General features: G+C 36.6%; 21 protein-coding genes. 11 read left to right on the forward strand and 10 right to left on the reverse strand.

What is annotated here, in order from left to right:
- Positions 1-5: 5 nt before the first annotated feature.
- Entirely contained in the window at positions 6-497 is a 492-nt protein-coding gene (locus ACIEHO_RS09340; RefSeq protein WP_406970972.1) for a GNAT family N-acetyltransferase, read from the reverse strand.
- A 46-nt stretch (positions 498-543) separates the two neighbouring features.
- On the opposite strand from ACIEHO_RS09340, the gene ACIEHO_RS09345 reads away from it, so the two are divergent.
- Genes ACIEHO_RS09345 through ACIEHO_RS09360 form a run of 4 tightly spaced genes read left to right on the forward strand, consistent with a single transcriptional unit; the run spans position 544 to position 3,211 of the window.
- Positions 544-1,005 (forward strand): hypothetical protein, encoded by a 462-nt coding sequence (locus tag ACIEHO_RS09345; protein WP_406970974.1) that lies wholly within the window; start codon positions 544-546, stop codon positions 1,003-1,005.
- Positions 1,005-1,991: a bifunctional diaminohydroxyphosphoribosylaminopyrimidine deaminase/5-amino-6-(5-phosphoribosylamino)uracil reductase RibD gene (ribD, locus tag ACIEHO_RS09350; protein ID WP_406970976.1), complete on the forward strand. Its 987-nt coding sequence runs from the start codon at positions 1,005-1,007 to the stop codon at positions 1,989-1,991. Before ACIEHO_RS09345 ends, ribD begins: the two co-directional genes overlap by 1 nt.
- A complete protein-coding gene (locus ACIEHO_RS09355; protein WP_406970978.1) occupies positions 1,984-2,595 on the forward strand; it encodes an HAD family hydrolase in 612 nt (203 codons plus the stop codon). The genes ribD and ACIEHO_RS09355 overlap by 8 nt, the downstream gene beginning before the upstream one ends.
- Positions 2,549-3,211 carry an IMPACT family protein gene (locus ACIEHO_RS09360; RefSeq protein WP_406970980.1) on the forward strand — a complete coding sequence of 221 codons (663 nt, stop codon included), beginning with the start codon at positions 2,549-2,551 and terminating at the stop codon, positions 3,209-3,211. The genes ACIEHO_RS09355 and ACIEHO_RS09360 overlap by 47 nt, the downstream gene beginning before the upstream one ends.
- Before the next feature lie 154 nt (positions 3,212-3,365).
- Here the strand turns inward: ACIEHO_RS09360 and ACIEHO_RS09365 are convergent, their stop codons facing one another.
- The 3 genes from ACIEHO_RS09365 to pflB all read right to left on the reverse strand — a co-directional run bounded on the left by ACIEHO_RS09365 (position 3,366) and on the right by pflB (position 7,731).
- The gene (locus tag ACIEHO_RS09365) at positions 3,366-4,634 is read right to left on the reverse strand and encodes an L-lactate MFS transporter (protein WP_406970982.1); all 1,269 of its coding nucleotides are present in this window, start codon (positions 4,632-4,634) and stop codon (positions 3,366-3,368) included.
- Positions 4,635-4,673: 39 nt separating this feature from the next.
- Entirely contained in the window at positions 4,674-5,423 is a 750-nt protein-coding gene (pflA, locus tag ACIEHO_RS09370; protein ID WP_406971086.1) for a pyruvate formate-lyase-activating protein, read from the reverse strand.
- Positions 5,424-5,505: 82 nt separating this feature from the next.
- A complete protein-coding gene (gene pflB, locus ACIEHO_RS09375) occupies positions 5,506-7,731 on the reverse strand; it encodes a formate C-acetyltransferase (protein ID WP_406970984.1) in 2,226 nt (741 codons plus the stop codon).
- A 395-nt stretch (positions 7,732-8,126) separates the two neighbouring features.
- On the opposite strand from pflB, the gene ACIEHO_RS09380 reads away from it, so the two are divergent.
- The 7 genes from ACIEHO_RS09380 to ACIEHO_RS09410 all read left to right on the forward strand — a co-directional run bounded on the left by ACIEHO_RS09380 (position 8,127) and on the right by ACIEHO_RS09410 (position 18,424).
- Positions 8,127-9,896 (forward strand): AMP-dependent synthetase/ligase, encoded by a 1,770-nt coding sequence (locus tag ACIEHO_RS09380; RefSeq protein ID WP_406970986.1) that lies wholly within the window; start codon positions 8,127-8,129, stop codon positions 9,894-9,896.
- A gap of 156 nt (positions 9,897-10,052) precedes the next feature.
- Positions 10,053-10,496, forward strand: coding sequence for a MarR family winged helix-turn-helix transcriptional regulator (locus ACIEHO_RS09385; protein WP_406970988.1), 444 nt, complete (start codon positions 10,053-10,055; stop codon positions 10,494-10,496).
- A 10-nt stretch (positions 10,497-10,506) separates the two neighbouring features.
- The gene (locus ACIEHO_RS09390) at positions 10,507-12,915 is read left to right on the forward strand and encodes a 3-hydroxyacyl-CoA dehydrogenase/enoyl-CoA hydratase family protein (protein ID WP_406970990.1); all 2,409 of its coding nucleotides are present in this window, start codon (positions 10,507-10,509) and stop codon (positions 12,913-12,915) included.
- Positions 12,916-13,014: 99 nt separating this feature from the next.
- Positions 13,015-14,205, forward strand: a complete 1,191-nt coding sequence (locus ACIEHO_RS09395) for an acetyl-CoA C-acyltransferase (RefSeq protein ID WP_406970992.1) — start codon at positions 13,015-13,017, stop codon at positions 14,203-14,205.
- 15 nt (positions 14,206-14,220) lie between these two features.
- The gene (locus tag ACIEHO_RS09400) at positions 14,221-16,023 is read left to right on the forward strand and encodes an acyl-CoA dehydrogenase family protein (protein WP_406970995.1); all 1,803 of its coding nucleotides are present in this window, start codon (positions 14,221-14,223) and stop codon (positions 16,021-16,023) included.
- Positions 16,024-16,199: 176 nt separating this feature from the next.
- On the forward strand, positions 16,200-17,846 hold the full coding sequence (locus ACIEHO_RS09405; RefSeq protein ID WP_406970997.1) for a M1 family metallopeptidase: 1,647 nt from the start codon (positions 16,200-16,202) through the stop codon (positions 17,844-17,846).
- Between the two features lie 2 nt (positions 17,847-17,848).
- Positions 17,849-18,424 (forward strand): YdeI/OmpD-associated family protein, encoded by a 576-nt coding sequence (locus ACIEHO_RS09410; RefSeq protein ID WP_406970999.1) that lies wholly within the window; start codon positions 17,849-17,851, stop codon positions 18,422-18,424.
- A 4-nt stretch (positions 18,425-18,428) separates the two neighbouring features.
- Here ACIEHO_RS09410 and ACIEHO_RS09415 read toward each other — a convergent pair whose 3' ends face one another.
- The 6 genes from ACIEHO_RS09415 to ACIEHO_RS09440 form a co-directional block, all read right to left on the reverse strand.
- Complete coding sequence (locus ACIEHO_RS09415; protein ID WP_406971001.1) at positions 18,429-19,712, reverse strand: glycosyltransferase; 1,284 nt, start codon at positions 19,710-19,712, stop codon at positions 18,429-18,431.
- Between the two features lie 15 nt (positions 19,713-19,727).
- Positions 19,728-21,809 carry an HAD-IIB family hydrolase gene (locus ACIEHO_RS09420; protein WP_406971003.1) on the reverse strand — a complete coding sequence of 694 codons (2,082 nt, stop codon included), beginning with the start codon at positions 21,807-21,809 and terminating at the stop codon, positions 19,728-19,730.
- A 209-nt stretch (positions 21,810-22,018) separates the two neighbouring features.
- On the reverse strand, positions 22,019-23,479 hold the full coding sequence (locus ACIEHO_RS09425; RefSeq protein WP_406971006.1) for a magnesium chelatase: 1,461 nt from the start codon (positions 23,477-23,479) through the stop codon (positions 22,019-22,021).
- Between the two features lie 103 nt (positions 23,480-23,582).
- On the reverse strand, positions 23,583-24,710 hold the full coding sequence (locus ACIEHO_RS09430; protein ID WP_406971008.1) for a vWA domain-containing protein: 1,128 nt from the start codon (positions 24,708-24,710) through the stop codon (positions 23,583-23,585).
- An 88-nt stretch (positions 24,711-24,798) separates the two neighbouring features.
- Positions 24,799-25,476, reverse strand: coding sequence for a Crp/Fnr family transcriptional regulator (locus tag ACIEHO_RS09435; protein WP_406971011.1), 678 nt, complete (start codon positions 25,474-25,476; stop codon positions 24,799-24,801).
- A 55-nt stretch (positions 25,477-25,531) separates the two neighbouring features.
- Positions 25,532-26,371: a universal stress protein gene (locus ACIEHO_RS09440; protein ID WP_406971013.1), complete on the reverse strand. Its 840-nt coding sequence runs from the start codon at positions 26,369-26,371 to the stop codon at positions 25,532-25,534.
- Positions 26,372-26,383: the final 12 nt, after the last annotated feature.

The following is a 26,383-nucleotide window of genomic DNA, read 5'->3' on the forward strand; positions in this document are numbered from 1 at the left end:
GTCAATTATAAATCTTTTGTCATCCAAACACCGCAAGAATAGTGTCCGGTATTTCCCAATGCGCTTTCTAAATGTTTAAACCCATAATTTTCGTAAATATGTATGGCAGCTTTTAATTGAGAGGCAGATTCTAAATAACAGGTTTTGTAGTCCATTTTTTTAGCGGATTCCATACATTTTTCAAATACTTTTTTCCCATAACCCAAACCACGAATTTCGGGCGAAAAGTACATTTTTTGAATCTCGCACACTTCCTTTTCATGGTCTCGTAACGGTTTTACTCCCGCACCACCCATAACAATACCATCATTTTCAACAACATAATAAACGTCATTGTCATTTTGGTATGATTCGAACATCTTTTTCGTTTCAGGGTCTGCATAGGCCGTTCCTTCCAATGGAATTTTAAACTCATGAAAGCACAATTTTATAACGCGTTCAATCTGCTCATTATCCTGCGGTTCAATTTCTCGAATAACTATAGTATCTTTACCCACTGTTATCACCCTTTTAACGAAGTGAAGATACATTAAATCGAAAAAAATGATAGTTAAAAAACTGATAATCTTATCAACAATATGCATGGCAATTCTGTCTTGCACTGTGACTGAAAAACCTCAATTTATTGGTGTTGAGAACATTAAAATTATTGAATCGAACTCTAAATTTGTGACATTTACAGCCGATGCCCTGTTTATAAACCACAATGATATTGGGGGTGAACTGCAAACTGATGAAATAAAAGTGTTGGTTAACGGCAACGAAATGGCTTCGGTTTCAACCAAAAATTTTGAAGTTCCAGCAAAAAAAGAATTTAGCATTCCACTGCGAACCCATATTCCAACCGATAGCATTTTTAGCAATAAAAATATTGGTGGATTAATTGGTAGTTTGTTCAGTAAGAAAGTAAAAGTCCAGTATATAGGTGATATTAAATATAAGGTTTTAGGGTTTTCGCATGCCTATATGGTTGACGTTTCTGAAGACGTAAAAATTAAATTTTAATGGCGATTACTCATGAAACTTATATAAAACGCTGTATAGAAATTGCCGAAAACGGTTTGGGGACAACACGACCAAACCCTATGGTGGGCAGTGTTATTGTTCATGATAATAAAATTATTGGTGAAGGTTTTACAAGCAAATATGGTGGTAACCACGCTGAAGTGAATGCGATAAACTCCGTAAGCAATAAGGAACTACTTAAAGAATCTACTCTTTATGTAACCCTTGAACCTTGTTCACATTTTGGCAAAACCCCACCATGCAGCGACTTTATTATAAATCACAAGATACCTAATGTGGTAATTGGTTGTATTGATGACTACGAACAAGTTTCGGGCAAAGGCATTGCCAAATTAAAACAGGCTGGCTGTGAAGTTATCGTTGGTGTTTTGGAGAAAGAATGCAAAGAACACCACAAACGATTTTTCACATTTCACAATAAAAAGCGTCCTTACATTATTTTAAAATGGGCCGAAACCAATGATGGTTTTATCGCACCACAAACAAGAAACGAACAAAAACCGGTTTGGATAACCAATACTTTTTCAAGACAATTGGTGCATAAATGGCGTGCCGAAGAACAAGCTATTTTAGTTGGCCCCAACACTGTTTTACAAGATAATCCGAGTTTAACGGTACGGGATTGGACGGGCACAAACCCCATTCGGGTAGTTTTGGATAAAAATGAAAAACTCGCGAACCATTTTAATGTTTTTAATGATGAAGCAGAAACGATTATTCTAAAAGAAAATTCGGCTAAATCCATCTGCACAAAGCTTTTTAATAAAAACATAAGCTCCATAATTATTGAAGGTGGCGCCAAAACACTTCAAATGTTTATTGATGAAAATTTATGGGACGAAGCTCGCGTTTTTACTGGAAAAGCTGTTTTTGGCTCAGGAGTGAAATCACCTGAGTTATCCGGAAAACTAATTTCAGAACAAATCATACTGGACGATATTTTAAAGTTTTACACTAATGATTAAAGCACTTATTTTCGATTTTGGTAATGTATTCATCAATTTGGACATTGAAGGTGCTCAAAAATTTGCCTTGGAAAAATTTCAGATTGACAGCTTACCTGAAGATATTTTAGCTTTCAATAGTTTGTATGAACAGGGGTTGATATCAACTGAAGATTTTCTTAATTCTTATTCCGAAAATTTTCCGCAGCTTTCAAAAGAGGAACTCATAGAGATTTGGAATTTTATGCTAAAAGACTTTCCCGAACATCGATTGGATTTCATAAAAAATCTTAAAAAAGAATCGAAATACAAGCTTATTTTACTGAGCAATACCAACGATTTGCACATAAGCTGGATAAATCAAAACGTTCCATTTTACAACGATTTTAAAAATTGTTTTGATGCTTTTTACCTCTCACACGAAATTAACTTGGTTAAACCCAATAACAATATTTTTGAATTCCTTTTAAATGAAAATAACCTAAAACCAGACGAATGCTTTTTTATTGACGATAACCAAAGTAACATTGAGAGCGCCCATAAATTAAAATTCAGCACTTGGCATATTAACCCCAGAGATGAAGACGTTACTACACTTTTTGAAACCAAAAAGAGTTTATTTTAATTTGGAAGAAAAGGATACATACAAAACCATAAATAAACCACCAGAACCTGTTTTATTTAAAGACAAAAACAGTAAATTTTTCGGCTATGCATTTCCAGTTTTAAATGAAGACGCTATTAAAGCGCATTTAGAGAGCATAAAAAAAGAGCACCATTCGGCACGCCATTGGTGCTACGCTTACCAAATAGGGACCGAAACCATATCCTATCGCGCCAATGATGATGGTGAACCCAGCAATTCTGCGGGAATGCCCATTTACGGGCAAATACAATCTTTTGAAGTAACCAACATTTTGATTGTTGTAGTCCGGTATTTTGGTGGTGTAAAACTAGGCGTTGGCGGTCTAATCAATGCCTATAAAACGGCTGCACAAATGACTTTGGAAGCTTCAAAAATTGTTAAAAAAACGGTTAACGTTCACTGTAAAATTGCTTTCGGGTATAAAAATATGAATACCGTGATGCGCGTTATAAAAGAGCATCGGCTAAAAATCATTGACCAAAAAATGGAAATGGATTGTGAGATTACGATTTCAGTCAGAAAAAAAGATTCACAAAAAATATTCGACATTTTTGAAAATCTTTTTGAAATTGAAATAAAGCCTTTTGAAAAATAAAAAAGTCCCGAAAAAACTATAAAATCGGGACTTTTCAAAATAAAATTAACTAAAAATAACCTCTACAATTCTCCTAATTATAGATTTACTGTGTAACGTTTAGAATCTTCAAATAAATTGAAAACCTATCCGTTTATAAGCCTAAATTTAAACATTAGGCAAATTTTACTTTTTTATTTATTTTACTCTCTGTAGCCCGATAAGCGTTATTTACGGTGCGTTTCATAAATAGAGATAACACTAGGGCGACCACAAATAAACCTGCAAAAACTTTTAAGGTAGTATCCAACGAGCCCGTGGAATTCTTAACCACATCGTAAATAGTAGGACCTACAACTCCTGCCAGACCCCATGCTGCCAGCACCATACCATGGATGGCGCCCAACTGTTTGGTGCCAAATAAATCACCCAAGAACGCCGGAAGTGTTGCAAAACCACCACCATACATTGTTATTACTGTAAAGAGTACTACTAAAAACATGATTTCCATTGATATTTTAGGCAGTAATAAAAAGGCTAAAATCTGGAATGCAAAAAATATAATATAGGTATTTGCCCTACCCAGATAATCAGAAAGACTCGACCACATGATTCTTCCGAGACCATTAAACACACCTATTAAACCAACTATGGTAGCTGCCTCCATTGGGGTGTAGTTTAACTTTTCTTGCATCATTGGGCTTGCCGCAGATATTATAGCAATACCGCAGGCAATATTTATAAACATCATAACCCAGATATAATAAAACCGAGTTGTTTTTAATGAAGAGTTGGCATCTATATTAGCCATATCTTTTTTAATAGCTTTTCCTTCGCCTGGTTTAAAACCTTCTGGCATATAACCTTCAGGTGGACGTTCTATATATCTTGCAGACGATAGAATCAATATCATGTAAATTACTCCTAAAATATAAAAGGCATTGGATACGCCAACAGCATCAAAAAGTGATTGCATCACTGGACCGAAAATTAAAGCTGCAAAGCCAAAGCCCATGATGGCCATGCCTGTTGCCAATCCGCGTCTGTCTGGAAACCATTTTACCAAAGTACTTACCGGAGTTATATAACCTAAACCAAGGCCAATACCACCAATAACACCATAACACAAGTAAAATAAGGTTAAAGATTCTAATTGTACCGCCAGCCCTGAACCTAAAATGCCGACTCCATAAAATAATCCTGCTGTTGTTCCACTTACTTTTGGGCCAACTTTTTCTACCCATCGCCCTAAAAATGCAGCCGATAGGCCCAATAATAAAATAGCTATTTTAAACGCCCATTTTATTACACTGCCGTCAACATCAAAAATATCTTTTACTGGGTTGGTCATTACCGAATACGCATAAACTGATCCAATAGAAATATGGATACCAACTGCGGAAGCAGCAATGAGCCAACGGTTTTTTAGTTTTTGGTTTTTCATAATGTGTTTAATTTATGTACTTCTTTAAATAAGTACGCTTTAGTTTATTTTAACTTCTTTAAAGTAACTTTTTAAGATTTCGGCCGCAGCTTCAATCTCTTCCTTCTTATTTTCTCTGGCATCTTTAAGTTTGTAATCCCAACCCAATGCTTCCCATTTATGGATGCCTAATTTATGATAAGGCTGAAGTTCAATTTTTTCGATGGTTTTGTAATCTTTAAAGTAATTGCCTAATTGATGAAGCAACTCTGGTTTATTCGTTATTCCTGGAATGAGTACATAGCGCAACCACATTTTTTTACCTGATGCCTCTCTATGTTTGGCGAAAGTAAAAGTGGTTTCTTTGTTTTTCTGTCCTGTTAAAAACTCATAGCCTTCTTCAGTCATGTGTTTTATATCAAGCATTACCAAATCGGCATAGTTGTCTAATAAATCTTCAGTGAAATGATTCAATATTCTACCATTGGTATCAATGTTGGTATGAATACCTTCTTCCTTTAAACGCTTAAAAAAAGTCACCAATTCTTTAGATTGCAGCAACGGCTCTCCACCAGATACCGTAACGCCTCCTTTCTTTCCGAAATAAGATTTCATTTTAACCGCCTTATCCACCAATTCTTCAATATGAAATTCTTGTCCGCCTGAAGTATCTATAGTGTCTGGATTATGACAATACAAACATTTTAATTTGCAGCCTTGCAAAAAAACCACCATTCTTATCCCAGGACCATCGTGCGTTCCGAACGATTCGATGGAATGAACCCTTAATATGTTTTCTTTTGATTTGATACTATTTCGCTTTAAAAAATGTACCTGAAAAACAAATCATGACAATTCGTTTTTCAGATACATACAAAACATTAAATATAAATTAGATTGATTCGTGGAACGAGCGTGTGATAACTTCCATTTGCTGCTCCTTTGTTAGTCTTACAAAATTAACGGCATAACCTGATACCCTAATGGTTAGCTGTGGGTATTCCTCTGGGTGCTCCATGGCATCAAGTAAAGTTTCTTTATCCAACACATTAACATTAACGTGCTGTGCTTTTCTTAAAAAATAACCATCTAAAATAGTAGCTAAATTTTCTATTCGCTCCTGACTATTGGCTCCTAAAGATTTTGGGACTATAGAGAAGGTATTTGAAATACCATCTTGCGAATCCTCGTAGCTTATTTTTGCAACAGAGTTTAAAGAAGCAATTGCTCCATTCGAATCTCTACCGTGCATTGGATTTGCTCCTGGTGCAAACGGAATTCCTTTTGCTCTACCATCTGGAGTTGCCCCTGTTTTTTTACCGTACACCACATTTGATGTAATGGTTAGTACAGACATGCTAGGTTCCGCATTTTTGTAAACCGGCAGTTTTTTAAGTTCGCTATTAAAATCGGCCACTGCATTTGCCGCTAAAGTATCAACACGATCATCGTCGTTACCATAGCACGGGAATTCACCTTCTATTTTAAAATCAACAGTTAAACCATCTTCATTTCTTATAGGTTTTACTTGGGCATATTTTATTGCCGAAAGCGAATCTGCTACAATAGATAACCCAGCAATTCCATAAGCGATATTAATACTAGGATTAGTATCAATCAACGACATCTGAGCTTTTTCGTAATAGTACTTATCGTGCATGTAGTGGATAATATTCATAGAATCGTTGTACACGCGGGCCACTTCTTTCATGGCTATTTTAAAGTTAGCCATTACCTTATCAAAATCTAGATACTCACAGTCGCATGGCTCAATACCATCTACCATTTGAGTTCCGGAAATTTCGCAACGTCCGCCATTAATAGCCAACAATAAGGTTTTTGCCAAGTTGGTTCTTGCTCCAAAAAACTGAATAGACTTACCTAGTGCTTGGTAAGACACACAACAAGCAATACCATAATCATCATTACCCCTTATAGTTCTCATCAATTCATCATTCTCAAATTGGATTGAAGAAGAATCAATAGCTACTTTTGAACAATAATTTTTAAAGTTCTGTGGCAAGTCTGGAGACCAAAGTATGGTCATATTTGGCTCTGGTGAAGGCCCAAGGTTGTAAAGCGTATTCAAAAATCTAAAAGATGTTTTCGTCACCTTAGTTCGGCCGTCTTCAAACATACCACCAATAGCTTCTGTAACCCAAGTAGGATCTCCAGCAAAAATTTCATCATAAGCACTCATTCTTAAATGACGTACCATACGTAATTTCATAACAAACTGATCGATGTACTCTTGAGCTTCATCTTCAGATATCAAGCCTTCTTGTAAATCATTTTCGATATAAATATCAAGGAAGGTAGATACATTTCCTAATGACATTGCAGCACCGTCCTGTTCTTTTACTGCTGCCAAATATCCCATGTATGTCCATTGTACAGCTTCTCTAGCGTTTTCTGCAGGACGACTTAAATCTAAATCATATATAGCACCAAGCGCAATTATTTCTTTGAGAGCCTTAATTTGGTCTGAAACCTCTTCACGTAAACGGATAACCGCATCACTCATCGGCCCTGTAATTTTGGCTAAATCTGCTTTTTTTGATTCAATTAAAAAGTTGATACCATAAAGTGCTATACGACGGTAATCGCCAATAACCCTACCACGGGCATAATTATCTGGTAATCCTGTTAAAAATCCTAACGAACGGAATTTTTTAATTTCTGCGTTATAGGCCGAAAAAACACCGTCATTATGAGTTTTTACATATTTTGTAAACAGTTCTGTTAAATTGTCATTTGGCTTAACACCGTGCTCAGATAGAGCTTTTTGAACTACTTTAAAACCTCCAAACGGCTTCATGGTACGTTTTAGCAATTCATCAGTTTGTAGACCAACAATCACTTCATTTTCTTTATCAATGTAACCAGCGCTAAATGCACTTATTGTCGAAATTATATCTGTATCTAAAGCCAGGATACCATTATTTTTTCGTTCTTGCTTAGTTGCTTCCTTACATAAGTCCCAAAGTTTTTGGGTCTTTACGCTTGGGCCAACTAAGAAATCGTGCGTTCCATGATAAGGAGTGACGTTTTTACTGACAAAATCTCTAACATCAATCTTGTCAATCCAAGTTCCTGGTCTAAATTGTTTTACTTCCATCTTTTTATTTATTTAATATTTTGTAAAATTCATGTTAACTACGGTTCAAAATTAGTCACATGAAGACTTAAGAATTATGACAATTATCAGTAAACGATTATCGCATAACGATTTAAACACACCTCAATAAAAGAGCTCAAAAACCACCCAAAACACAAAAAAACACACAAAAAACTACCAAGTTGACAAGATTTTCAGTTAAACATCAAAGAAATACCGAAGTATGGTTATCAGGTTAGATGTACTTTTTTCTTAAAAAAGCAATTCTTTCAACTAAAAACAACTGTAAAAACTCAAAATAAATAACCTATATGGACTAGACCTAACATAAATATTGATTATTTGAAAATCACTTTTAATTTCCTATTTTGCACTACTAGACTATCTAAAATTGCATGAAAGATATAACCAGACTTTTTGATTTTCCACATTACCAATTAAACAATTACCCTTTAGAGGCCTGTTTGGTAACTAAATATAATGGTGAGTGGGTAAAAACTTCCACTCAAGAATATATTGATAAGGCGAACGCCATAAGCAGAGCTTTGTTAAAACTCGGAATAAATAAAAATGACAAGATTGCGGTTATTTCATCTACCAACCGAACCGAGTGGAATATTGTAGATATCGGTATTTTGCAAGTTGGGGCTCAAAACATCCCTATTTACCCTACCATAAGTGCTGAGGATTACGAATATATACTGAACCATAGTGAATCTATTTATTGTTTTGTTTCAGACGAAGAAGTTTTGGACAAAATCAATCAGGTAAAAACAAATACAAAACTCATTGAGGTTTATTCGTTCGACCACATTAAAGGTTGTAAACATTATTCTGAATTACTAGAACTTGGCAAGGACGATAGCAATCAAACCGAGGTTGAAAAAAGGAAAAACGATGTAAGGCCCGAAGAATTAGCCACTATTATTTACACATCTGGCACCACTGGAAAACCAAAGGGAGTGATGCTTTCTCACAATAACATTGTTTCCAATGTTTTGGCGGCGCAAAAAAGGTTTCCATTAAAACCTGAAGACAGAGCGTTAAGCTTCCTTCCTATTTGCCACATTTTTGAACGTGTCTTCACCTATCTGTACCAATATGTTAGCATAGAGACCTATTTTGCTGAAGCTCTTGATAAAATTGGCGATAACGCGAAAGAAATAAAACCGCATACCATGACGGTTGTACCAAGATTAATAGAAAAAGTCTACGATAAAATTATTGCCAAGGGGGCAGAACTATCTGGTTTAAAGAAAAAACTTTTCTTTTGGGCCGTTGAAGTTGGAGCACAATACAAACCATACAAACAAAACGGTTTATGGTATGCATTAAAGCTTGGTATTGCCCGCAAACTCATTTTTAGTAAATGGCAAGCAGCATTGGGCGGAAATATTATCTTCTTGGCCTCAGGTAGTGCCGCATTACAGCCTAGGTTGGGCAAAATATTTGGCGCTGCAAATATGCCGATTATGGAATGCTACGGACTTACTGAAACCTCTCCGGGAGTTTCAGCCAGTGATAAAAGAAACCGAAATTGGAAGATTAGCCATGTAGGCAAGGTAATTGACGGTGTAGAAGTAAAGATTGCCGAAGACGGTGAAATTTTAGTAAAGGGCCCTAACGTAATGATGGGTTATTATAAAGAAACTGAAAAAACCGAAAGCGTTATGAGTGGTGATTATTTCCATACAGGAGATAAAGGTGAGTTTGATGCAGACGGCTTTTTGAAAATTACTGGCCGTAAAAAGGAAATGTTTAAAACCTCTGGAGGGAAATACATTATTCCCACGTTACTTGAAAACGAACTGAAACGATCTAGATTTATCGAGCAAATTATGGTAATTGGTGAAGGCGAAAAAATGCCAGCTGCACTTATTCAACCTAATTTTGAATTTATTCAGGAATGGATTGAACATAAAGGACTCAAAATTGGAAAATCTGAAGCTGACATAGCCACCTCAGAAATTATACAAAAAAGAATTCAAGAAGAAATTGACAACTGTAATGCCAAATTCGGTAAATGGGAACAAATCAAAAAGTTTGAATTAACCCCAGAAAACTGGTCTATTGATGCGGGCCACCTCACACCCACCATGAAAATGAAAAGGGATGTTATCAAGAAGAAGTATACAGACTTGGTTGAAAAAATATACCGGTCATAAGAAGGCTTAATTCCATTATTTAAATTATCCTTAAATTTTGCCCCAATTACTATGCGTGCATAGTAATTTTTTTTATATTTGGGCTACAGCAACCAATAATTAAAGTCTAACCGTCAACTTTATATAATAGTTAAAAGTGATAACTAAAATTAATAAATGAAAGATAAAACCATCGACTACATATTACGAACGACTTGGTTAAGTGTTCAAAAAATGTATAATGAAGAAGCCGCAAAATTTGAAAGTACGATGGCAACTGGCTTTACCTTACTAAGTATAGACCCGGAAAAAGGAACACCTTCAACCGCCTTAGGACCAAAAATGGGCATGGAAGCCACAAGCCTATCAAGGATTTTAAAAACTATGGAAAAAAAAGGGCTTATTGAACGCCATCCAAACCCAGAAGATGGTCGTGGTGTAATCATAAGTTTAACAGAATTTGGCCGGGAAAAAAGAAATCAATCTAGAGAAAAAGTACTCACTTTTAACGAAGTCATCAGAGCCAATATTTCAGAGGAAAAAATCAATCATTTTTATGAAGTGGCCGAAGCCATTAACGAAATGGTTTGCAATAAAAAGATATATAATCAAAACGATTAGTCATTAAAAAATGAGCAAAAGAAAAATTAAAAATATAGCCATTATTGGCTCAGGAATTATGGGTAGTGGTATTGCATGTCATTTCGCCAATATTGGTGTGGATGTGTTGCTTCTTGATATTATTCCGCGAGAACTAAATGACAAGGAAAAAGCACTAGGTTTAACTTTAGATGATAAAGTAGTTAGAAACCGATTGGTTAATGATGCTTTGGCTACAGCCTTAAAATCAAAGCCCTCCCCTATTTATCATAAAAAATTCGCTAATAGAATTACAACCGGAAATCTGGAAGACGATATTGTCAAGGTAGCCCATGTAGATTGGATAATGGAAGTTGTGGTTGAAAGGTTGGACATAAAAAAACAAGTCTTTGAAAAACTTGAAAAACACAGAACTCCCGGCACACTTATAACCAGTAACACGTCTGGAATTCCCATAAAATTTATGAGTAAAGGTAGAACCGAAGATTTCCAAAAACATTTCTGCGGAACTCATTTTTTTAATCCGGCGCGTTATTTAAAACTATTTGAAATTATTCCGGGACCAAAAACAGACCAAAACGTTTTAGATTTTTTAAATGGTTACGGTGAACAGTTCTTAGGAAAAACCTCTGTAGTAGCCAAAGACACGCCTGCCTTTATAGGAAACCGAATTGGTATTTTTAGCATCATGAGTTTGTTCCACGCTGTTAAGGAAATGGATTTAACAGTTGAGGAAGTTGATAAACTTACAGGGCCGGTAATAGGCCGTCCAAAATCTGCCACTTTCAGGACAGTTGATGTTGTTGGTTTGGATACACTCGTGCATGTAGCCAACGGTATTGCAGAAAATTGTAAAGATGATGAACGTTTAGAGTTATTTAAACTACCCGATTTCATCAATACCATGATGGAAAACAAATGGTACGGTAGTAAATCAGGACAAGGGTTCTACAAAAAAATTAAAGGAGATGATGGAAAAAGCGAAATCCTGTCGTTAGACCTCAACACCCTTGAATACCGTTCGTCAAAAAAAGCGAAGTTCGCTACCTTAGAATTAACAAAATCGATAGATAACGTAATCGACAGATTTGAAGTTTTGATTTCGGGAAAAGATAAAGCTGGAGAATTTTATCGAAAAACATTCGCTGCTCTTTTCGCTTATGTGTCACACAGACTTCCTGAAATTTCAGATGAATTATATAAAATCGATGATGCTATGAAAGCCGGTTTTGGTTGGGGCCACGGTCCATTCCAAATCTGGGATGCCATTGGTGTTGAAAAAGGTATTGAAATGATAAAAGCTGAAAGCTTAGAACCTGCAAAATGGGTTAACGATATGCTTTTATCAGGAAGTCCTTCATTTTATACTATTAAAGACGGGGCAACCTGTTTTTATGATATTCCTTCAAAAAATCAAGAAAAAGTACCAGGACAAGACGCCTTCATTATATTAGATAACATTAGAAAATCTAACGAAGTTTTCAAAAATGCCGATGTGGTTATTGAAGATTTGGGTGATGGCATTTTAAATTGCGAATTCCAATCAAAAATGAACACCATTGGTGGTGATGTATTGGCGGGTTTAAATAAAGCAGTCGATATCGCAGAAAAAGATTTCGAGGGATTGGTTATCGGCAACCAAGGAGCCAATTTCTCAGTTGGTGCTAATATTGGGATGATTTTCATGATGGCGGTCGAGCAAGAGTACGATGAATTAAACGGCGCCATTAAATATTTTCAGGATACCATGATGCGTATGCGATATTCGGCCATCCCAACAGTTTCTGCCCCTCATGGCATGTCGTTGGGCGGCGCTTGTGAACTTTCCATGCACGCCGATAAAGTAGTAGCCGCTGCCGAAACCTACATGGGCTTGGTAGAATTTGGTGTTGGTGTTATTCCTGGCGGAGCCGGTTCAAAAGAAATGGCCTTGCGAGCATCCGACACGTTTAGAAAAGGTGATGTAGAACTCAACGTTTTACAAGAGTATTTCCTAACCATTGGTATGGCAAAAGTATCAACCTCAGCTTATGAAGCTTTTGATTTGGGTGTTCTTCAAAAAGGAAAAGATATCGTGGTTGTAAACAAAGACAGACAGATTGCTACGGCCAAAGCACACGCCAAACTGCTGGCTGAAGCTGGTTACACCCAACCGATAAAACGAACCGATGTTAAAGTATTAGGGAAACAAGCCCTCGGTATGTTTTTAGTAGGCACTGATTCTATGGAAGCAGCAAACTACATAAGCGAGCACGACCATAAAATTGCAAACAAATTAGCCTATGTTATGGCTGGCGGCGATTTATCTGAACCAACTTTAGTCAGCGAGCAATATTTATTGGACCTAGAACGCGAAGCTTTCTTGAGTTTATGTACAGAACGAAAAACTTTAGAACGCATCCAGCACATGCTAAAAACAGGAAAACCATTACGTAATTAAAATTACTAAGCTATTTGCCGTTAGCTATTGGCAATTGGCTCTTTAAAATTTATTAAGACAAGCTAATAGCAAACCGCTAATAGCTAAAAGCCAAAGAAGATGAAACAAGCATATATAGTCAAAGCATACAGAACCGCTGTAGGTAAAGCTCCAAAGGGCGTTTTTCGATTTAAGAGAACCGACGAATTGGCCGCGGAGACCATTCAGTACATGATGAAACAATTGCCCAATTTAGACAAAACTCGAATAGACGACGTTATTGTTGGAAATGCCATGCCAGAGGGTTCACAAGGTTTAAACATGGCCCGGTTAATCTCATTAATGGGATTAGATATTGTTGAAGTGCCAGGGGTAACGGTTAACCGATTTTGTTCTTCTGGTGTTGAAACTATTGCCATCGCTGCGGCCAAAATTCAAACAGGAATGGCCGATTGTATTATTGCTGGTGGAGCTGAAAGTATGAGTGCCGTGCCTATGACGGGCTTCAAACCAGAATTAAATTACGATATAGTCAAAGCAGGCCACGAAGAATACTATTGGGGAATGGGAAATACTGCTGAAGCCGTAGCCAACCAGTTTAAAGTATCTCGCCAAGACCAAGATGAATTTGCTTATAATTCACATATGAAAGCCTTGAAAGCACAAGCAGAAAATCGCTTTCAAAATCAAATTGTTCCCATCGAAGTCGAGCAAACCTATATCGATACCAACGGAAAAAAAGCAACAAAAACTTATACGGTAACTAAAGATGAAGGTCCACGAAAAGGCACAAGCTTGGAGGCTTTAGCAAAATTAAGACCTGTTTTCGCTCAAGGCGGAAGTGTTACGGCAGGCAATTCTTCGCAAATGAGTGATGGAGCAGCTTTCGTAATGATAATGGGCGAAGATATGGTGAAGGAGCTTAACTTAGAGCCTATTGCTAGATTAGTAAATTATGCAGCAGCCGGTGTAGAACCACGAATTATGGGCATAGGTCCTGTAAAAGCGATTCCAAAAGCACTAAAACTTGCAGGTTTAAAACAAGAGGATTTGGAACTTATAGAACTCAACGAAGCTTTTGCCTCACAGTCTTTAGCTGTAATTCGAGAGCTAGACTTAAACCCAGATATTGTAAATGTAAATGGTGGAGCCATTGCTCTAGGCCACCCATTAGGCTGTACGGGTGCTAAACTTTCCGTTCAATTATTTGACGAAATGCGCCAACGTAACATGAAGGGGAAATATGGCGCAGTTACCATGTGCGTGGGAACAGGCCAAGGAGCATGCGGCATTTTTGAATTTTTAAATTAAAACAACAGTAAACTAATGGAAAAAGATATTTTACGTGGCGGACAATTTTTGGTTAAGGAAATTGATTGCGAAGACATATTTACCCCTGAAGATTTCAACGAAGACCAGCAAATGATGAAAGAAGCTGTAACAGAATTTGTTGATCGGGAAATTTGGGCCAATAAAGCACAGTTTGAAAAGAAAGATTACGCGCTTACTGAATCGTGCATGGAAAAAGCAGGCGAACTTGGTTTTTTGAGTATTTCGGTTCCTGAGGAATATGGTGGTATGGGCATGGGCTTTGTCGATACCGTTTTAGTTTGCGATTTTATATCGGGTGCCACAGGATCTTTCAGTACAGCGTTTGGGGCTCATACAGGTATTGGCACGATGCCAATTACGTTGTATGGAAATGAAGAACAAAAGCAAAAATATGTTCCGAAATTAGCCACGGGCGAATGGTTTGGTTCTTATTGTTTAACCGAACCAAGTGCGGGGAGTGATGCCAATTCTGGAAAAACAAAAGCTGTTCTTTCTGAAGATGGTAAATCATACAAAATTACAGGGCAAAAAATGTGGATTTCAAATGCCGGATTCTGCAGTTTAATGATTGTTTTTGCGCGTATTGAAGACGACAAAAATATTACAGGATTTATTATAGAATACGACCCCGAAAACCCCAATGGTATAACCATGGGTGAAGAAGAACACAAATTAGGGATTCGCGCATCTTCAACCAGACAAGTATTCTTTAACGACACTGTAGTTCCTGCTGAAAATATGCTATCTACAAGAGGAAATGGTTTTAAAATTGCCATGAATGCCTTAAATGTCGGTAGAATAAAATTAGCTGCAGCGTGTTTGGATGCACAAAGGCGCACAATAACAGAATCTGTTAAATACGCCAATGAGCGTATTCAGTTTAAAACTCCCATCTCCAGTTTTGGTGCCATTCGACAAAAAATAGCTGAAATGGCAACCAATTGTTGGGTTGGTGAAGCCGCAACATACCGTGCTTCAAAAAACATTGAAGATCGAATAACCTTAAGAAAAAATAATGGTAAAGACACTGATCAAGAGGCAGAGCTAAAAGGTGTTGAAGAATATGCCATTGAATGTTCTATTCTTAAAGTGGCCGTTTCAGAATTCATCCAGAATTGTACAGACGAAGGTATACAAATTTTTGGTGGTATGGGATTTTCGGAAGAAACCCCAATAGAATCGGCCTGGCGTGATGCCAGAATTGCCAGAATTTATGAAGGCACCAATGAGATTAACAGAATGCTTTCCATTGGTATGCTCATAAAAAAAGCTATGAAAGGCCATGTTGATTTATTAACTCCAGCTCAAGAAGTAGCTGAGGAATTAGTGGGCATTCCCTCATTCGAACCAAAGGATTTCTCTGAATTGTTTTCAGAAGAAAAAAGTATTATCAAAAACCTCAAAAAACTATTCTTGATGGTTGCGGGTGCCGCTCTTAAAAAATATGGAGAAGAAATCGAAAAGCAGCAACAATTAATGCTAGCCGCTTCAGATATTTTAATTCAAATATACTTAGCAGAATCGGCTATACTTCGTGCTGAAAAAATTGCCAAAAAAGAGGGCAAAGACCAAGTAAAAGAACAAATAGCTATGGCCAAGCTCAACTTGTTCCATGCTATTGATGTAATTGAGACTGCCGGAAAACATTCGATAATATCCTTCTCAAAAGGCGACGAACAACGCATGATGCTTATGGGCTTAAAACGGTACATTAAGTATGTAAACATGCCCAATATTGTAGAATTAAGACACATTATTGCCGAAAAAGTGATAAAAGAAAATAAATACTGCTTTTAAACAGTATTAGTGACTAACTCAAATTTGAAAAGCGCTTCAAAACTAAATTTTGAGGCGTTTTTTTTATTTTATTAAATGAGTAAATCGATAAAAATCGGTATCCTCAATTATTAATAACATTAATTTTTAACATATACTTAAGAAGCTTTTTTCTTAATTTACATGAAATTATCAAAATGAATTATCGGTTATATTTAGCACTTTTTTTATCTACAACGTTTTACTTTCCAGGATTATCTCAAGTTTTACTTGCTGAAAAAAACAACTTCACGAGACAAGATACTTTAAGAGGTAGCATCACACCAGAACGAGCTTGGTGGGATTTAACCTATTACAATCTCGATATTAAAGTAGACCCCAATAAAAAATTCATTTCTGGTAAAAACACCGTTCAATACAAAGTTTTAAAAAATGAATCGGTCATGCAAATTGATTTGCAACCTCCTATGAAATTGTTGAAGGCTATTCAAAATGGGGTTAATTTAAATATAAAACATGACGGCAACGCACACTTCATAAAACTTATCGACAGCCAAAAAGTTGGAAACATAAAAAAACTAGAATTATTTTATGAAGGTCATCCAAAAGAGGCCATTCGTCCTCCATGGGATGGTGGTATTTCATGGAAAAAAGATGCTAACGGTAATCATTTCATAGCCTCATCCTGTCAAGGTTTAGGAGCTAGCGTTTGGTGGCCGTGTAAAGACCATATGTACGACGAAGTAGATAGCATGCAAATAAGCGTTAATGTACCTTCAGATTTAACAAACGTCTCAAATGGAAGACTTAGAAGTGTTGATCAATATGGCGATACCAAAAGCTACCGATGGTTTGTGAGCAACCCCATTAACAACTATGGGGTAAGCATAAATATTGGTGACTACACTAATTTTTCAGAAGTATATGATGGTATGGCCGGAAACCTTGATATGGATTATTATGTTTTAAAAGATAATTTAGGAAAAGCCAAAAATCAATTTAAAGATGCCCCTAAAATGATGGAAGCTTTTGAGCATTGGTTTGGGCAATATCCGTTTTATGCCGACAGCTATAAATTGGTTGAGGTCCCTTATCTGGGAATGGAACACCAAAGTTGCGTTACTTATGGCAACCAATATAAAAATGGTTATTTAGGTAACGACCTTTCGGGTACAGGCTGGGGTTTAAAATTCGATTTTATCATCATTCATGAATCTGGCCACGAATGGTTCGCCAATAGCATAACCAACAAAGATGTGGCTGACATGTGGATTCACGAAGGCTTTACCTCCTATTCCGAGAACCTCTTTTTAGATTATTATTACGGTAAACAAGCCGCTTCAGAATATGTAATTGGTACGCGCAAAAACATCAAAAACGATAGACCGTTAATTGGTCCTTACGGAGTAAACACCACGGGCTCTGCAGACATCTACTACAAAGGCTCCAATATGTTGCATACACTCAGGCAACTTATTGAAGACGACGAAAAATGGCGAGGTATTTTGAGAAAGATGAATACCACATTTTATCACCAAACCGTTACAACACGGCAAATAGAAAACTTTCTATCTACTGAAACAGGTATCGATTTAACCGAATTTTTTAATCAATATTTAAGAACTACAAAAATTCCAACTTTAGAATATTCAATTAAAAAGGCTAAATTAAATTACCGATGGACCAATATTATTGAAAATTTCGACATGCCCATTCAAATTAACATAAACAACAAATCGCAATGGTTATTTCCAAAATCAGATTGGCAAACCTTAACTTTTGAAAATAAAATTGATTCTTTTAAAATTGACCCTGATTTTTATGTGGAAAGTAAAAAAAATTAGATTTGACCAAACTACCTGAGCTGTATTTTAAAAACGATACCGAGTGGCGTGAGTGGTTACACGAAAACCATAGCACATCAAAAGGTGTTTACTTAATTTTTTACAAAGTTGACCATGTAAACGACAGCATGCGATGGGAAGAAGCCGTAAAAGTGGCTTTATGTTACGGATGGATAGATTCTACCGTAAAAAGCTTGGGCAATGGAAAACGTAGACAATATTTTTCACCAAGGAATGAAAAGAGTGTTTGGAGTGCATTAAACAAAAAATATATTGAAGAATTATTAGGAGAAAATTTAATGCACGAAAAGGGTTTGCGAAGCGTAGAAATTGCCAAACGGAATGGCTGTTGGAGCGTTTTAGATGATGTGGAGAACGGCATTATCCCTGAGGATTTGCAAATGGAATTTAACAAAAACCAATCAGCTTTTAGAAACTATCAAAATTTTGCGCCTTCCTACAGAAAAAGTTATTTATATTGGTTAAATCATGCCAAGCGGGAAGCCACAAGAAAAAAACGCATAACCGAAATCATTCGATTATGCGCTAATAATATAAAATCTAGAAATAACTGGTAATATTTTAATTCGTGTAAATACTTGATTCCATCGACTGTTGGTTGATGGAACTATTAAATATAGCCAAAATACGTTTAGCAATACCTGTCCACCCAAAATTTCTGCGTGCAAACCGCGCACCTTCAACAGAAAGTTCATTACGTAATTTAGGATATCGCAATGGCATAGCCATCATAGCACCAAATTCCACTGGACGATGGGGGTCTGCAAAAAGTGCTTGATTACCAAAATCAATCAAGTCGTACAACCCACCATGAACGGTAACAACACTTGGTGTACCACAAGCCATAGCCTCGATGGCTACCATTCCAAATGGTTCATACCTTGATGGCATAGCAAAAATATTGGCCGCTCGATATACATTAGCTAAATCTTTATCATCTACATAGTTTTTCCAAGTAATTTTATCTAACACACCCAATTCGCCTGCTAGCTTTTTTAAACCAGCAACGCCTTTATCATCTTGTGCAGACTGGTCGCCACCAATAGCGGCCACTAAGCGGGCTTCTGGACAAAGTTCGAAAACCGTTGGCAATGCCTGTAAGAGTAAATCGTAACCTTTATTGTGAGCCATTCTACCCAATGCCAAAATATCTGTTGGATGAATATCATATTTGGCCCGAATTTTATCATTCTCTTTTGATGGTACAGGATAAAAACGGTTTTCATCTATTCCGGGCGGAATCATACCGCAATTTCTAGGCAACACGTCGTACTGCTGCGTGAGCAAATCAACCTGAGGTAATGTTGTAGCAATGACATAATTACACATTTGAAAAACAAAATACTCTTTTCGTATACGTTCTTTAAAACGGTATTTTTTTTCCATTTCCTTTTCTTCCATATCGCTTCCCATGGTATGCTGTTTCCACCAACCTAGAGAATGGGGTGTATGCACATGGGAGATACCCAATTCTTCAGCTATTTTTTGTCCGGCCCAACCAGCATCCCAATAATGGCTATAAACGATATCGTATTTTTTATTTTCCTTTTTTATGGCTGCCAAAGTGTTGGTAACAAACTTTTTTAAATGATCGTGCATGTCCTCTTTCCTGATGAATTTCTTGCCTCCAAAAGGAATACGCCATACGCTGTAATTTTCATCTACATGGTCATATTCTGGCTGATCTTCAAATTGTCGCGTTACCAAATCCACACGTTTTCCCAACCTGCTAAAACGTTCTGCTAGTTCTAAAACATACACAACCTGCCCTCCTGTATCTGGCTTTCCTAATTCGGCGTTTGCACCTACATATCCATGCAAAGAGATCATCAAAATCGATTTCATAGTTTCTATATTTTGTTAATTAATTATTCCTAAATGATGGCAAGCAGAAATGTATTGCGCTGCCGACCAAGCCTGATATGCTTTTCCCATAGCCTTACCAGTAGTACCATGTGCCCACTCGGTAAATTCCCATTCTTCTGTTAATCCTTCTTTATTGATTAATGCCAATTTATGAAGCTCTGAAACGGCCACATCCTTTAGACCTAATTTGTTAATAAATTTAACCCAGAACCCTCCAACAAATGGCCAAATACCTCCATTATGGTAATGGTTTGGCAGGTTTAACAAATTAACGGTATAATATGGTCTCCAATCAGGATCACCCGGCGTCACTACTGGATACACATTTGAGACTGGGAATGGATCATTTACGCCCACACCCAACATAAATTTAAATGTTTGATGCGCTTTTTCGGCATCTACCGTACCGTGTAAAAAGGCCAGTACATTTCCAAAAACATCACAACGCCAGCTAAAATCAAATGGCGTCGTTTGAGCAATTAAATATGAAGTATCTCCAAGTGTAAATTGACGTTCGGCAAAAGAAACCGATTGAAACAGCTTCTGCTGAGTGGACGGCCAAAAATTTTGTAAAATTTCTTTTTTAATAACTTGAGACCATCTAATATACTCACCAGCTTCTTCATACTGCCCCAACATTTCCAGCATACGCCCAAAACACACGTTGGCGCGGTACCACAGAATCTCGTCATATAGTATGTTGTAGCTTCCACCGAATAGATCCGTCCAATCACCAGCTTCAGGTATTTCCAATAGGGCATCATTATTACTATCGTGCGCTCCTAACCAACGCATAGTTTCCTTTATGTCGGAAATATATTTACGAAGGAATTTCATATCCTTTGTAACATTTACATACTCATAAAACGCAATTACCACCCATATACCACTATCTATGGAACAAATACCGCCAACTCCAGAATAATCAGGTACGTTATCTTTAATTCGAACATTGGAAGGAATTTGCCCATTTCGCGAAATATGCTCAAAAAGCGTAATTAATGTTTGTCTTTGACATTCATGAATCTCTTTATCACGAATAAGCGGAAGCGAACCAATAACGGTAATAGCTCCATCGCGCGCCCAAACACTATGGTAGTTTTCATCTGTACCGCTTGGTACATTATCTTTAATCGAACATGCCGAAAATCCCAACGGCGTAATGTTCTTTTTTAAAGCTTCGATAGCCTTTGTATAACCCTCTCGTATTAGGGCTAATTTTTCATCTTCATCCTCAAGTGCAATATTGCTTAACTCCTGTTTGATTATAAAATCTTCGGAATGGTCTTTCTCCATGGCGGCAAGAGCATCTTTTGAAAGAACTTCGTAATACACCAAACCTTCAATCACACCATTACTATATTCCCCTTCTGCATGGTATATTTGCCTGTATTTTGTAAATTTATAAAGCTCCTCATGAGCATTGGCAACCACTATTCCTTTAATATCTTGGAGATTGAACATAGCAGAATCGTTTCCGCTATCACCAGCCACCAGCACCTCACTGGTTTTTATATTTAATTTAGTAAGTAGCCATTGTAACGCATTACCTTTATTGGCATATTTTGGTAAAATATCCAAAAACTTTTCACCAGAATAAACAACATTAATGTGCATATTAGCATTTGCAAAATCCTGCTCTATCCCATCAATATGATCTGATGTAGCATCATAAAAAAAGTAACTTCTTTTATAGGAATGCTGAAAGCGAGAAGGTTGCTCACTAATTGGATGGTTTATATTTTGAATAATGTCCTCAACTGCCCCTATATCCCAGCCGTCATCAAGAACATCATTAAATTCCTTCACAACACATTGCTTAGGATAATCATAAATGTGCGTACCTACACCTGAAATAATGTAATCAGGTTCGGGTAAGATGCCTTTCTTTATTAGGTTTTTAACATCATCTATAAGACGGCCCGTATTAAAGGTGAGCAGCACATCTGTTTCGTCTTTATATTTATTCCATATTTTGGTGAAATTACCTTTTAGGGTGTGAAATTCAATTAATGTATTATCAATATCGAAAGACAAGAGTTTTACAGGACTCTTTTTTACAAAATCTTTATCCATATATTAAGAATCATCTTTTTACATTTTTTGACGATTTTCGTCCTAAAACCTTCAAAAAACTGCGTTTATTTGCTTAATATAATGAAAAAACAGGTTGAAACCTACATTTTAGAGATTGGAGATTCTTTTTTATTAGAACTGAAAAATAATATGGATTTAAATGCACATTTGAAAATTTAAAGAAGCTAAAGTCTTAATCTGAAAATGGATTAAATGTCACTTATAAAGCTTCCATAGGGATCTTTAAATTGAATACCTTCTGAAAACCTATACTTGCTCAATAGTTTAAACTCGACCAAAGCCCAAAGCACAAATTCTTTAATAAAATAGCTATCTTTCTCAGCTACATTGGGTTGATATTCATTCAACAAAACTGTTAAAGGCGTAATAGAGCTCAATAAACTTTTGTATTCCTTATCCTTTAAATCGTCCATGAGCTCAAATCCTTCCTTAAGGTTGAAAAACCATGACACAACCTCGTCATACGGGCTTTCCCCATTTTGCTTTTGAAGCTTTTCAATTTTAGGGAATAAAATGGGGAATAAACTCTTAACGGCTTCACCTATCAAATTTTGAGCAACAACTGCGGCACCTTCCTGCTCGCCCTCATAAACCAATTCTACTTTACCTGTTATGGACGGAATAATACCAACAAAATCTGATAACCTTACTACTGTTTGTTCATCACCATTTTTAAGAGCGCGCCGTTCTGCCGTGCTTAACAGGTTTTCTAAAGCAGTAATGCTCAAACGTGCGCTTACGCCACTTTTGGCATCAATAAATTCACTTTTTCGAGCTTCAAAAACAACCTGCTCCAACAAATCTCTTGCCAAATCGGGAACCGCTACAACAGATTTCTGACTCTCAACTAACCGTGCCTCTTGATTGGTAATTAATTTCGCTGTTTCAATATTTACCGGGTAGTGTGTTAATATTTGGGAACCTATTCTATCTTTTAAAGGTGTAACAATGCTTCCCCTGTTGGTATAATCTTCTGGATTTGCTGTAAACAAAAATTGTATATCGAGTGGTAATCGTAATTTAAACCCTCTAATTTGGATATCACCTTCCTGCAATATATTGAATAGGGCCACCTGAATACGGGCCTGCAAATCGGGCAGTTCATTAATTACAAATATGCTTCGGTTTGCTCTTGGAATCATGCCATAGTGAATCACTCTGTCGTCGGCATAACTTAATTTTAAATTGGCCGCTTTTATAGGATCCACGTCTCCTATAATATCTGCAACGGTAACATCGGGTGTGGCCAACTTTTCGGCGAACCTTTCGCTACGATGTAACCACGCAATGGGTGTATCGTCACCTTTTTCTTTTAACAGCTCTTTTGCAAAGCGGGAAATGGGGTTAAAAGGATCATCATTAATTTCTGAGCCTTCCACATAAGGAATGTACTCGTCCAATAAATTCAACATTAAACGGGCCAATCGTGTTTTTGCTTGACCACGAAGTCCCAACAAGTTAATATTATGACGAGACAAAATAGCACGCTCTAATTCCGGAATCACAGTATGTTCGTAACCGTGCACACCTTCAAAAGTAGTTTCGTTGTTTTTTATTTTCTGAATTAAATTATCGCGTAATTCATCTTTAATGGATTTACTTTCGTAACCAGATTTTTTTAATTCGCCCAAAGTTTTTATATGTTCCATAAGTCTCTCCCTAGCCCTCTCCAAAGGAGAGGAAACTATTGCGGGTATATTTTTAATTTTTATATTTTTATCAACTCCCCTTTGGGGAGCCCAGGTGGGGCTCTTATCCCCTAATTCTTTTTTTTCTATTGGTTTCGTAATCTTCAAAAATCATTTCTCCTAAACCTTTTAGGCCGGTGTAAAATGCTTTGCCTTGATTGGCATGAGCAAACTCCCTAACAAATTGCATTAAATATGGGTCTTTTGCAATCATAAATGTGGTTATAGGAATGTGCAATTTTCTGGCTTGTTGGGCCATCATATAACATTTGTTGGTAATCTTAGGGTTTAATCCAAAGCTATCCTTAAAATATTCGCCATTAGGCAACCTCAAGCAACTTGGTTTACCATCTGTTATCATGAAAATTTGTTTGTTGGTGTTCCGTTTTCTTCGGAGTAAATCCATAGCCAACTCCAACCCTGCTACTGTATTCGTGTGATAAGGCCCTACTTTTAAATAGGGCAAATCTTTTATTTCAATTTGCCAGGCATCATTACCAAACACTAAAATATCTAAGGTGTCCTTTGGATATCGAGTGGTAATCAGTTCAGCTAATGCCATAGCTACTTTTTTGGCGGGAGTAATTCGGTCTTCACCATAAAGAATCATACTGTGGCTAATATCAATCATCAAAACCGTACTCATTTGGGATTTATGAAGTGTTTCCTCAACCACCAAATCGCTTTCCGAAAGGGTAAAATCCGCAATACCGTGATTTATTTGTGCATTTTTCAAGCTTTCAGTCATGGATACTTTGTCCAGCGCATCACCAAATTGATAGTTTCTAAAATCTCCTGTATGCTCATCGCCTATTCCAGGACTTTTACTTCTATGGTTACCTTGACCGCTTCGCTTAATCTTACCAAATATTTGGTCTAAGGCCTGTTGACGAATAGCGCGTTCTGTTTTAGCCGTAATCGCAAGGCCTCCACTGCCATCGGGATTAATTTCTTCGCGTAAATAACCTTTCTTTTTAAGGTCTTCAATAAAATCTTCAATGGTATATTCTGGAGTCGTTAAACTATATTCCTTGTCCAGTTCGCGCAACCAATCGATGGCTTCATCAAAATCACCAGAGGTGTGGGTAATCAATTCCTTGAAAATATCGAAAAGTTTGTCGAAAGGAGATTGATTTGGTGCCTTATAGCTTTTAAAAACAAATCCTTTTTTAAATGTATGTTTTTGTTCCATAGCTGTATAAAATTACTGTTTTTTTATACAACGTGGGAACAAATGCCATTAGATTTATTTATGGCACAAAAAGTTAGACATATAGGTATTATTTAGCTCGCCTTAAACCTTCTAAATCTACAATTTTTATGTGCTTTCCTGTGGTAGAAATAAGTCCTTCTTTTTTAAATTGAGATAGTACGCGGATGGCAGATTCGGTTGCCGTTCCCACAATATTGGCATAATCTTCTCGAGAAAGTAATACACTTAATGTTTTATCTGGGTTAACGCCAAAGCTGTCGTGAATATAAATTAAGGTTTCTGCCAAACGCTGCCTAACCGATTTTTGAGCCATGTTTACTATAATATCATCCGACTCCTTAAGGTCTCTGGCCATTTCCTGCAAAACGTCAAAAGAAAATTTGGGATTGTTTTGAAGATCGTCAATAATTTCACTTTTAGGAATAAAACAAACTTCCATATCGATTAAGGCTACTGCTTGCAAATTTGAAGTTTCGCCAGAAATAAGTGAACGCTGACCAAGCAAGTCGCCCTTGACTACCATTTTTACAATTTGGTCTTTTCCGTTTTCGCTTAACTTTGATAATTTACAAATACCATCTTTTACGCAATAAACGCCATTGACTACTTCGCCTTCTTCAAAAATAACCTCTCCCTTCTTTATGGTTTGCTGAGTTTTGCAACCCGAAATACGTACCAATTCTGCCTTGGTTAGTGATTTTAAAGCGTTAAACTGTTTTATTATACATTGCTCGCATTTTCCCATACCTGTGGTTTTTATTTAAAATAAATGCACTGAATAAAATTCACCAAAAGTTATTTTAATGCAAAACTAAAAAAGGGACGTCTTTATAATAACTAACTTTATTTACAGACGCTTGGAATAATATCCTTTGAAAATAGTTTAGATTTTTAGCTAACATAGCTATTAAATTAATTCCTTTTGAATCAACAAATTCCTGAACGGCGTTTTCTATGTGACTATTTGTTAAAAAATGAAAACTGTGTTTTTGGTTGTTAAAAAAATCACCCAAAAACTCTTTGTTTTTTTGTTGGTCTTCGTTTAGGTTAACACCTCTTTTGTTAACCTGCAAAATGTTCAATTCCCCTTTACTTTTATCAACAACATCTATTATAGGCTGTAAAATATCTGGGTGGTAAAAAATTGAAAAATCGGTAGGAAACGCTATTTCTTTTGGCTCAATATACTTAGCGTTTTCTGGAACAACCAATGTTGTACACTTTACTTTTGTAATGACATTGCCCGCATTTGAGCCAATTGCAAACCCATTGACACCGGAGGCTCCTTTTGTTCCCATAACAATAAAATCAATTCTATTGAGTGCAACTTGTTCTCTAATAGAATCTACAAGGTTATTTTGGTCTGAAATTGTAAAGAACCTATGGTTGGGGTTTTTAGGAAAACTACCCTTAATACGTTCTACCGTTTCTTTTAAAAAAACTTTTGAAGGTTTGGTTAGCATTTTTGAAGCGACACCATTGTTCTGCCCACATAAGTTTTGGGCTGTTTCTAAAGTACGAGCCGAATTAACGTGCAATAAATAGAAATTACATGGTGATTTTTCAAAAAAATGGAGGGCATATTCGATTGCATTCCAGGAGTTTTCTGAAAAATCTGTAGGTATCAAAATATTCTTCATGCGCTTTTTCTT

The organism is Flavisericum labens (genome assembly GCF_045446075.1).
Classification (GTDB): Bacteria; Bacteroidota; Bacteroidia; order Flavobacteriales; family Flavobacteriaceae; genus Flavisericum; species Flavisericum labens.